Source organism: Mesorhizobium sp. M7A.F.Ca.US.014.04.1.1 (assembly GCF_003998745.1).
Classification (GTDB): Bacteria; Pseudomonadota; Alphaproteobacteria; order Rhizobiales; family Rhizobiaceae; genus Mesorhizobium; species Mesorhizobium ciceri.
The window spans coordinates 1-9,115 of sequence record NZ_RZRW01000214.1 but is presented as its reverse complement, the minus strand read 5'-3'; the positions used below and the strand labels follow the sequence as shown (position 1 = coordinate 9,115).

Below are 9,115 nucleotides of genomic sequence, written 5' to 3'. Positions count from 1 at the left end.
ACAAGCATGATGCCGATCCGCAGAAGGTGCGCTCCGAACTGCTGCGCCACGAGGTTTTCGTCGAATCCATGGGCGGTGAAGTTCTGGACGTCGAAGTGTCGGCGACCAAGGGCACCAATCTCGACAAACTGCTCGAGGCGATCCTGCTGCAGGCCGAAATTCTCGACCTGAAGGCCAATCCGGACCGTACCGCCGAAGGCGTCGTCATCGAGGCCCAGCTCGACAAGGGCCGTGGTCCCGTTGCCACCGTGCTGGTGCAGACCGGCACGCTGATGCCGGGCGACATCCTCGTTGCCGGCAATGAATGGGGCCGGGTGCGTGCGCTGGTCAACGATCGTGGCGTGCAGATCAAGGAAGCGCCGCCGGCGATGCCGGTGGAAGTGCTTGGCTTGCAGGGCACCCCGCAGGCCGGCGATCGCTTCGCCGTGGTCAACAACGAGGCCCGTGCCCGCGAGATCACCGAATACCGCCAGCGTCTGGCGCGCGAGAAGGCGGTTGCCAAGCATGCCGGCCAGCGCGGTTCGCTCGAGCAGATGATGTCGCAGTTGCAGACAAGCGGGCTGAAGGAATTCCCGCTGGTCATCAAGGGCGACGTGCAGGGCTCGATCGAGGCGATCAACGCCGCACTCGACAAGCTCGGTACCGACGAAGTGCGTGCACGCATCGTCCATGCTGGCGCCGGCGCCATCACCGAAAGCGACGTGTCGCTGGCCGAGACTTCGGGTGCCGCGATCATCGGCTTCAACGTCCGCGCCAACGTCCAGGCACGTGCCGCTGCAGCGGCGGCTGGCATCGAGATCCGCTACTACTCGATCATCTACAACCTTGTGGATGACGTGAAGGCGGCTCTGTCGGGCCTGTTGTCGCCGGAGCGTCGCGAGACTTTCATCGGCAATGCGCAGATCCTCGAAATCTTCGACATCACCAAGGTCGGCAAGATCGCCGGCTGCCGTGTCACCGAAGGCAAGGTCGAGCGTGGTGCGGGCGTGCGCCTGATCCGCGACAACGTCGTCATCCACGAAGGCACGCTGAAGACGCTGAAGCGCTTCAAGGACGAAGTTTCGGAAGTCCCCGGCGGCCAGGAGTGCGGCATGGCCTTCCAGAACTACGAGGACATGCGCGTCGGCGACGTCATCGAGTGCTTCCGCGTCGAGATGGTGACCCGGACACTCTGAGTTCGAGTGACTTGTCCATACCGGGCGGTGGTCGAAAGGCCGCCGCCCCAAGTCTATTGAGAATGCCCATATGAGACATGCGGCACGGTTCCATCCCGCGCCTCACGCTTTCAGGATTGAGAAAAATGCCCCGTCCAACCGCATCCAGCCCATCCCAGCGCATGCTGCGCGTCGCCGAACAGGTGCGCCATGCGCTATCCGAAACCCTGCAGCGCGGCGAGATCATCGATCCGCTGATCGAGAACACCGTGGTGTCGGTCTCGGAAGTGCGCATGTCGCCCGATTTGAAGGTCGCTACCGCTTTCGTCTCGCCGCTCGGCGCCAAAGATGCCGATGCGGTGGTCGAGGCGTTGAACAAGCATGCGAAATTCGTCCGTGGCCGTGTCTCCGGCGCGCTGCGGCAGATGAAGTTCATGCCGGAGTTCCGCTTCAAGCTCGACACCTCCTTCGACAATTTTGCCAGGATCAACGACCTCTTGAAATCGCCGGAAGTGGCGCGCGATTTGGGTCCTGAGGACCAGGAAAACGCAGACCAGGACAAAGACGACAACAAGGACACCGAATAGTGGCGCGTCGCGGCAAGAAGAAGGGCCGGCCGATCTCGGGCTGGCTGATCCTGGACAAGCCGGTCGGCATGGGCTCGACCGAAGCCGTCTCCAAGATCAAATGGCTGTTCCAGGCGGAAAAGGCCGGCCATGCAGGCACGCTCGACCCGCTGGCGTCCGGCATGCTGCCGATCGCGCTTGGCGAGGCTACCAAGACCGTGCCTTACGTGCAGGACGGCGCCAAAATCTATCGCTTCACCGTTGCCTGGGGACAGGAGCGTTCGACCGATGACCTCGAAGGTCCGGTGACGAAAGAATCCGACCTGCGTCCGTCGGAAGCCCAAGTGCTCGCCCTGCTGCCGAAATACACCGGCGTCATCATGCAGACGCCGCCGCAATTCTCGGCCATCAAGATCGCAGGCGAGCGCGCCTATGATCTGGCCCGCGACGGCGCGACGGTCGACATACCCGCGCGAGAGATCGAGATCGGCCGTCTGGACGTTGTCGAGCATGGCGCCGACCATACTGTTTTCGAGGTCGAGTGCGGCAAGGGCACCTATGTGCGCTCGCTGGCCCGCGACATGGGCCGCGACATCGGCTGCTTCGGTCACATCTCCGAATTGCGCCGGGTCGAGGTCGAGCCGTTCACCTCGGAAGACTTCGTCACCATCGCCGAACTGGAAGCCGCCCGTTTCGGTGTGGAGGAGGTCGACAGCTCGGACACGACAGAAGCCGCTGACAAGGCAGAGGCTGCCGACAAGGTGGAAGCGCCAATCGACTTCGACGCCATCGATGCGCTTCTGGTCGACACATCGGCTGCCCTCGATTGCCTGCCGCAGATCGCCATCAGCGATGACGCGGCAACCAAGATCCGCCTCGGCAACCCGGTCATCATCCGCGGCCGCGACGCACCGGTGGAAGCCGAAGAAGCCTGCGCCACGGCGCGCGGCAAGCTGGTCGCCATCGGTGCCATTGAGCAAGGCATGTTCAAGCCCAAGCGGGTCTTTGCCGGTTGATTCCTGTCGTCTAATGTCGAGGCGAGGACTCGCACGAGGGGAATATGGCAAAGGCTGAGACCGTGAAGACGCGGGCACCGGCGAAAACGCGGCGGCCGCCGGTCGGTGCGTCGCCCGGCACGCTGATCGCCGACCCGTCGGCGCGTCGCTCGGAACTGCGTCTGACGCTGATCTCGCCCGAAAAATTCAAGACTATCGAAAATGCCAGCATCGACGACCTCAACACCCATTGCCACAAATGGCCGGTCCTCTGGCTCGACTGCACCGGCCTCGCCAACATCCCGCTGATCGAGGAGATCGGCCGCATTTTCAGCCTGCATCCGCTGGCGCTGGAGGACGTCGTCAACACCGGCCAGCGGCCTAAGGTCGACTTCTTCGAGGACCATGCCTTCGTCGTCGTCAGGATGATCGACGATGTCACCTCGCACCGCTATGAGCAGATCGCCGTCTTCTTCGGCAGCAACTTCGTCGTTACCTTCCAGGAGCGGGAAGGCGATCCATTCGATCCGGTGCGCAAGCGCATTGAAAGTTCGGCGCCCAACCGGCTGCGCGCCCGCGGCGCCGACTATCTTGCCTATGCGCTGATCGATGCCATCGTCGACAGCTATTTTCCGCCGATCGAGGCCGCCGGTGACATGGTCGACAGCATCGAGGACCAGATGCTGCATTCGCCGCACAAACACCAGATGCGGCAGCTGCATGAATTGCGGCGTGACGCCAACGTGCTGAAAGGCGTGCTGTGGCCGATGCGCGATGCGCTGGCGACGCTGATCCGCAACGATGTGCCCTATGTGAAGGCCGAGACCAAGATCTTCCTCAACGACACGCTCGACCATGCGCTCAGGCTGATCGAGCTGGTCGAGACCCAGCGCGATATGCTGACCGGCCTGATCGAGATGCACCTGTCGCTGAGCCAGGCGCGCACCAACGACGTTATCAGCTATCTCACCATCGTCTCGGTCATCTTCATGCCGCTCACCTTCCTGGTCGGCATCTGGGGCATGAATTTCGATCCGGAGTCTTCGCCCTGGAACATGCCGGAACTGAAGGCCTACTACGGCTATCCCTTGTCGCTGCTGTTCATGGCGCTTGTCGCGTTCGGGCTGATCGCCTTCTTCAAATGGAAGAAATGGCTTTGACAGGGATAAACCTGCCATTTTGGCCTGAAAAGCCGGCTTGTGAATTGGGCTGGTGTTTTCCGGGGAATTGCACTATATGCGCCGCAGCTTAGCGCTATGACGCTTTGCTTGCACCGGCCCCTGCTGGACGACATCCCGGCTGAGGGCGACCCGTTTCCTCAAACAGATAAGGAAAAACACGATGTCGATTACTGCCGAGCGCAAACAGGAATTGATGGGTGAATTCGCAACCGCCAAGGGCGATACCGGGTCTCCGGAAGTCCAGGTGGCCATCCTTTCCGAGCGCATCAAGAACCTGACCGACCATTTCAAGGACCACAAGAAGGATAACCATTCCCGCCGTGGTCTGCTTGCTCTCGTCTCCCAGCGCCGCAGCCTGCTTGATTATCTCAAGCGCAAGGACGACGCGCGCTACCAGACGCTGATCGAGAAGCTCGGTCTGCGTCGTTGACGAATTGACCGGCGGGCTTTCGAAGGAGAGCCCGCCGGTCGCGCATTCTGCCAGTCGTATCGACTGGCCAGACCCGGTTTCGATCGTGCAGAGGGCACTCGAAACCGCCCATGGACGGTCATGGGGCAGGATTGCAGGACGCTCGCGCGCGCACCGCGCCGAAATCACCCGAGCCTCCCGTTGTCTTGCCCGTGGCTGCCCGAGAAAGGAAGCCAGGGAAAGGGCATCTCCGCGCACCGTGAAACGGCGCGGCCCTTTCCTCATATTAAGGACAAGAGATGTTCAATCACCACAAAGTGGAAATCGAATGGGGCGGTCGTCCGCTCATCCTCGAAACCGGCAAGATCGCGCGCCAGGCTGATGGCGCGGTGCTCGCCACCTACGGCGAGACCAAGGTCCTCGCCACCGTCGTTTCGATGAAGGAGCCGAAGCCCGGCCTCGATTTCTTCCCGCTGACCGTCAACTACCAGGAAAAGACCTACGCCGCCGGCAAGATCCCGGGTGGCTATTTCAAGCGTGAAGGCCGTCCGAGCGAGAAGGAAACGCTGGTTTCCCGCCTCATCGACCGCCCGATCCGCCCGCTCTTCGCCTCCGGCTACAAGAACGACACCCAGATCGTCGTCACCGTCGTCCAGCATGATCTCGAGAACGATCCCGACATCCTGTCGATCGTTGCCACTTCGGCCGCCCTGACGCTCTCCGGCGTCCCCTTCATGGGCCCGGTCGGCGGCGCCCGCGTCGGCTACATCAACGGCGAATACGTTCTGAACCCGCATGTCGACGAGATGCAGGAATCCAAGCTCGACCTCGTTGTCGCCGGCACCGCCGACGCTGTGCTGATGGTTGAGTCCGAAGCCAAGGAATTGGGCGAAGAGCTGATGCTCGGCGCCGTCATGTTCGGCCACAAGGGCTTCCAGCCGGTCATCGACGCCATCATCAAGCTGGCCGAAGTCGCCGCCAAGGAGCCGCGCGACTTCACCGCGCCGGACTATTCCGCGCTTGAAGCCGAGATGCTGAAGATCGTCGGCGACGAACTCAGCAACGCCTACAAGAACGTCGACAAGCAGAAGCGTTACGCCGCCGTCGACGCCGTCAAGGCGAAGGTCAAGGCAGCGTTTGCCCCGGCCGAAGGCGAAGATGCCAAGTACACTTCCGAGCAGATCGGTTCGGTATTCAAGGAACTCCAGGCCAAGGTCGTGCGCTGGAACATCCTCGACACCGGTTCGCGCATCGATGGCCGTGACCTCAAGACGGTCCGCAAGATCGTCTCCGAAGTCGGCGTCCTGCCGCGCACCCACGGTTCGGCGCTGTTCACCCGCGGCGAGACCCAGGCGCTGGTCGTTGCCACGCTCGGCACCGGCGAGGATGAGCAGTATGTCGATTCGCTGACCGGCATGTACAAGGAGAAGTTCCTCCTTCACTACAACTTCCCTCCCTATTCCGTCGGCGAGACCGGCCGCATGGGTTCGCCGGGTCGCCGCGAAATCGGCCATGGCAAGCTCGCCTGGCGCGCCATTCGCCCGATGCTGCCGAGCGCCGACCAGTTCCCCTACACGCTGCGTGTCGTCTCGGAGATCACCGAGTCCAACGGTTCGTCGTCGATGGCCACCGTCTGCGGCACCTCGCTGGCGCTGATGGATGCCGGCGTGCCGCTGGCCAAGCCCGTCGCCGGTATCGCCATGGGCCTGATCAAGGAAGGCGAGCGTTTCGCCGTTCTATCCGACATCCTCGGTGACGAGGATCACCTCGGCGACATGGACTTCAAGGTCGCCGGCACCGCCAACGGCATCACCTCGCTGCAGATGGATATCAAGATCGAAGGCATCACCGAGGAGATCATGAAGATCGCGCTGGACCAGGCCAAGGATGGCCGCCAGCACATCCTCGGCGAGATGGCGCATGCTCTGACCGGCGCGCGTTCGGAACTGGGTGAGTTCGCACCGCGCATCGAAGTGATGCACATCCCGACCGACAAGATCCGTGACGTGATCGGCTCGGGCGGCAAGGTGATCCGCGAGATCGTCGAAAAGACCGGCGCCAAGATCAACATCGAGGACGACGGCACGGTCAAGATCGCTTCGTCCAATGCCAAGGAGATCGAGGCGGCGAAGAAGTGGATCCACACCATCGTCGCCGAGCCGGAAGTCGGCGAGATCTACGAAGGTACGGTCGTCAAGACCGCGGACTTCGGCGCTTTCGTCAACTTCTTCGGCCCGCGTGACGGCCTCGTCCACATCTCGCAGCTTGCCAACGACCGGGTCGCCAAGACCTCGGACGTGGTCAAGGAAGGCGACAAGGTCTGGGTCAAGCTGATGGGCTTCGACGAGCGCGGCAAGGTCCGCCTGTCGATGAAGGTCGTCGACCAGGCCACCGGCAAGGAACTCGCCCGCGACAAGAAGACCGAAGGCGAAGAAAACGCCGCCTGATTGGTCTGAGATCATGAATCGAAACGGGCGCGGCTTATGTCGCGCCCGTTTTCATTTTCAGCCTGGGTTTCAAAGCGCTTAGACAAGTCGAGATCGAACAATGTCCGCCGAGCCGTTGAAGACGCTTTTCCATCCCTTCGAGGCGGAGGCTGTTGCTTTGCCGGGAAAGGGCACGCGCGCCCTGTTTTTCGGCGCTGAGCCGGGTTTTCGCCTGCCTGAAGGCTTTGAGGCGACGCTTCACCTCGTACAGGGCTTCCGGCCGCATTTTAGCGTGCTGCAGGCGTCTGGCTTCGTCGTCACCGCGCAAGTGGAAGGCGATGGCTTCGATATGGCACTTGTGCTTGCCGGCCGGCATCGCGGCTTGAACGAAGTGCGCATCGCGCAGGCGCTTGAGTGCGTGGCGCCGGGCGGCCTGGTCGTCATTGCCGGCGGCAAGGACGATGGCATTGCCAGCCTGCGCAAGCGCGTTGACGAGCTTGTGCCGCTTGAAGGCCATTTGCCCAAATATCACGGCATTGCCTTCTGGCTGCGACGTCCCGCCGATCTGGCCGCCGCGGAAGAATTGCGCGCTGCCAACCCCGCTCTGCTGGTTGAAGGCCGGTGCCACACCGCGCCCGGCATGTTCTCGTTCGACCGGATCGATACCGGATCGAAATTGCTGGTCGAGAACCTGCCCAATGACCTGCGTGGCAGCATTGCCGATCTCTGCGCCGGCTGGGGCTATGTGGCGGCCGAGATCGCCGCCCGCTCCCCCGGCGTTCAGGCGCTCGACCTCTATGAGGCCGATTTCGCCGCGCTTGAAGCCGCGAAGCTCAATCTGGCAGCGGTCAGCCAGCCGACCGCCAGGAATTTCTTCTGGATCGATCTGCTGAAGGAACCAGTCGAGAAGCGCTACGACGCGATTGCCATGAACCCGCCCTTTCACCGCAGCCGGGCGGCCGAGCCGGAGATCGGCGCCGGCATGATCCGAGCGGCGGCCAAGGCCTTGAAGCCGGGTGGGCGGCTGTTCATGGTCGCCAACCGTCAGCTTCCCTACGAACCGATCTTGGCGGCTGTCTTTTCGAGCCATGCCGAACTCGCTCGTGACGGCATGTTCAAGGTGCTTTCCGCTCGTCGTTGAAGCATGATCCCGAAAGTGGATACCGGTTTCGGAAAAGATCATGCTCAAAAACAGATATCGCGTCGCACTCAATGCAGATTGGCAACGCGCCGGACCTCATCGGTGATATGCACGTCGCCGACCCTGATCTTGAGGGGGGCGGGCCTGCCATACAGGTAGCCTTGCACCACCTCGCAGCCGGCTGCCCTGAGCAGTGTCGCCTGGCTTTCGGTCTCGACGCCTTCGGCAATGATGCTGACGCCGAGCGCGCGCGAAAGCCCGACGATGGTCGAGACGACCGCGCCGGAGCTGGAATCTGTGTCGAGGCGGCTGACGAAGGACCGGTCGATCTTCAGCTTGCCGAATGAGAAATCGATCAGGTAGCTCAAATTGGAATAGCCGGTGCCGAAATCATCGACGGCGACCGAAATGCCGATATCCGCAAGCTCCTTCAGGATGGCGGCGGCGCGGTCGCGATCCTGCATCATCGCCGTCTCGGTCACTTCCAGTTCCAGCCGTGACGGCTTGATGCCGGTGCTCGTCATGGTGTCGCGCACGATGCCGACGAAGTCCTTGGTCATGAACTGGACGGGCGAGATGTTGACGGCGACGAAGCAGTCGTCGGGCAGATGCCGGGCGTCGCTGCAGGCTTTGCGCAGCACCCATTCGCCGATCGGGCCGATCATGCCGGTTTCCTCGGCGATCGGAATGAACTCCATCGGCGGGATCATGCCGCGTTCCGGATGCCGCCAGCGGATCAGCGCTTCGTAGCCGACGATGCGGCCGGTCGGGAGATCGAGCTGCGGCTGGTAATGAAGGTCGAAGTCACCGCGCTCGAAGGCTGTATGCAGTTCGGATTCGATCCACTGGCGATGGTCGGCGACCCTGCCCATTTCGGCATGGAAGACGGACCAGTTGCCGACGCCGCTGGCGCGCGCGTTCTGCAGCGCCAGATTGGAGCGGCGCAGGATGAGGACGGGATCGACACCGTCCTTTGGCATCGCCACGATGCCGACCGACAGGCTGACCGATTGCAGGTGCGTACCGAGATCATAGGGCTCCATCATCTCGTCGATGAGCCTCTCTATGGTGCTTTCCAAGGACCCTGCGACTTGGTTGTCGGGGAGCAGGATCGCGAATTCACCGGCGCCGATGCGTCCGATCAGCGCGCGCGGCGGCACGCACGTCTTCAAGCGCTTGGTGAAGGCGCGGATCAGCTCGTCGCCCTGGCTGTAGCCGATGGCGTCATTGATCTGCTTGAACC

Annotated in this window: 8 protein-coding genes; 7 read left to right on the top strand and 1 reads right to left on the bottom strand. The window is 62.4% G+C overall.

The genetic code is table 11. The features are described 5' to 3' along the window. From infB to EOA22_RS15990, 7 genes are all read left to right on the top strand, one after another. Window positions 1-1,175, top strand: a 1,175-nt coding sequence (gene infB / locus EOA22_RS16020) for a translation initiation factor IF-2 (RefSeq protein WP_127390075.1), incomplete at its 5' end; no start/stop codon positions are given. A gap of 125 nt (window positions 1,176-1,300) precedes the next feature. After that, window positions 1,301-1,741: a 30S ribosome-binding factor RbfA gene (gene rbfA / locus EOA22_RS16015; protein ID WP_024503464.1), complete on the top strand. Its 441-nt coding sequence runs from the start codon at window positions 1,301-1,303 to the stop codon at window positions 1,739-1,741. Next, window positions 1,741-2,736 (top strand): tRNA pseudouridine(55) synthase TruB, encoded by a 996-nt coding sequence (gene truB / locus EOA22_RS16010; protein ID WP_013527892.1) that lies wholly within the window; start codon window positions 1,741-1,743, stop codon window positions 2,734-2,736. The genes rbfA and truB overlap by 1 nt, the downstream gene beginning before the upstream one ends. Window positions 2,737-2,780: 44 nt before the next feature. Next, on the top strand, window positions 2,781-3,875 hold the full coding sequence (corA, locus tag EOA22_RS16005; protein ID WP_063169994.1) for a magnesium/cobalt transporter CorA: 1,095 nt from the start codon (window positions 2,781-2,783) through the stop codon (window positions 3,873-3,875). A gap of 139 nt (window positions 3,876-4,014) precedes the next feature. Next, complete coding sequence (gene rpsO / locus EOA22_RS16000) at window positions 4,015-4,326, top strand: 30S ribosomal protein S15 (RefSeq protein ID WP_269470859.1); 312 nt, start codon at window positions 4,015-4,017, stop codon at window positions 4,324-4,326. A gap of 278 nt (window positions 4,327-4,604) precedes the next feature. Further along, entirely contained in the window at window positions 4,605-6,752 is a 2,148-nt protein-coding gene (gene pnp, locus EOA22_RS15995; protein WP_013527890.1) for a polyribonucleotide nucleotidyltransferase, read from the top strand. Window positions 6,753-6,852: 100 nt separating this feature from the next. Continuing rightward, a complete protein-coding gene (locus EOA22_RS15990) occupies window positions 6,853-7,872 on the top strand; it encodes a class I SAM-dependent methyltransferase (RefSeq protein ID WP_063169995.1) in 1,020 nt (339 codons plus the stop codon). Window positions 7,873-7,940: 68 nt separating this feature from the next. Here EOA22_RS15990 and EOA22_RS15985 read toward each other — a convergent pair. Then, a partial coding sequence (locus EOA22_RS15985) for a GGDEF domain-containing phosphodiesterase (RefSeq protein ID WP_164755488.1) occupies window positions 7,941-9,115 on the bottom strand: 1,175 nt, incomplete at its 5' end.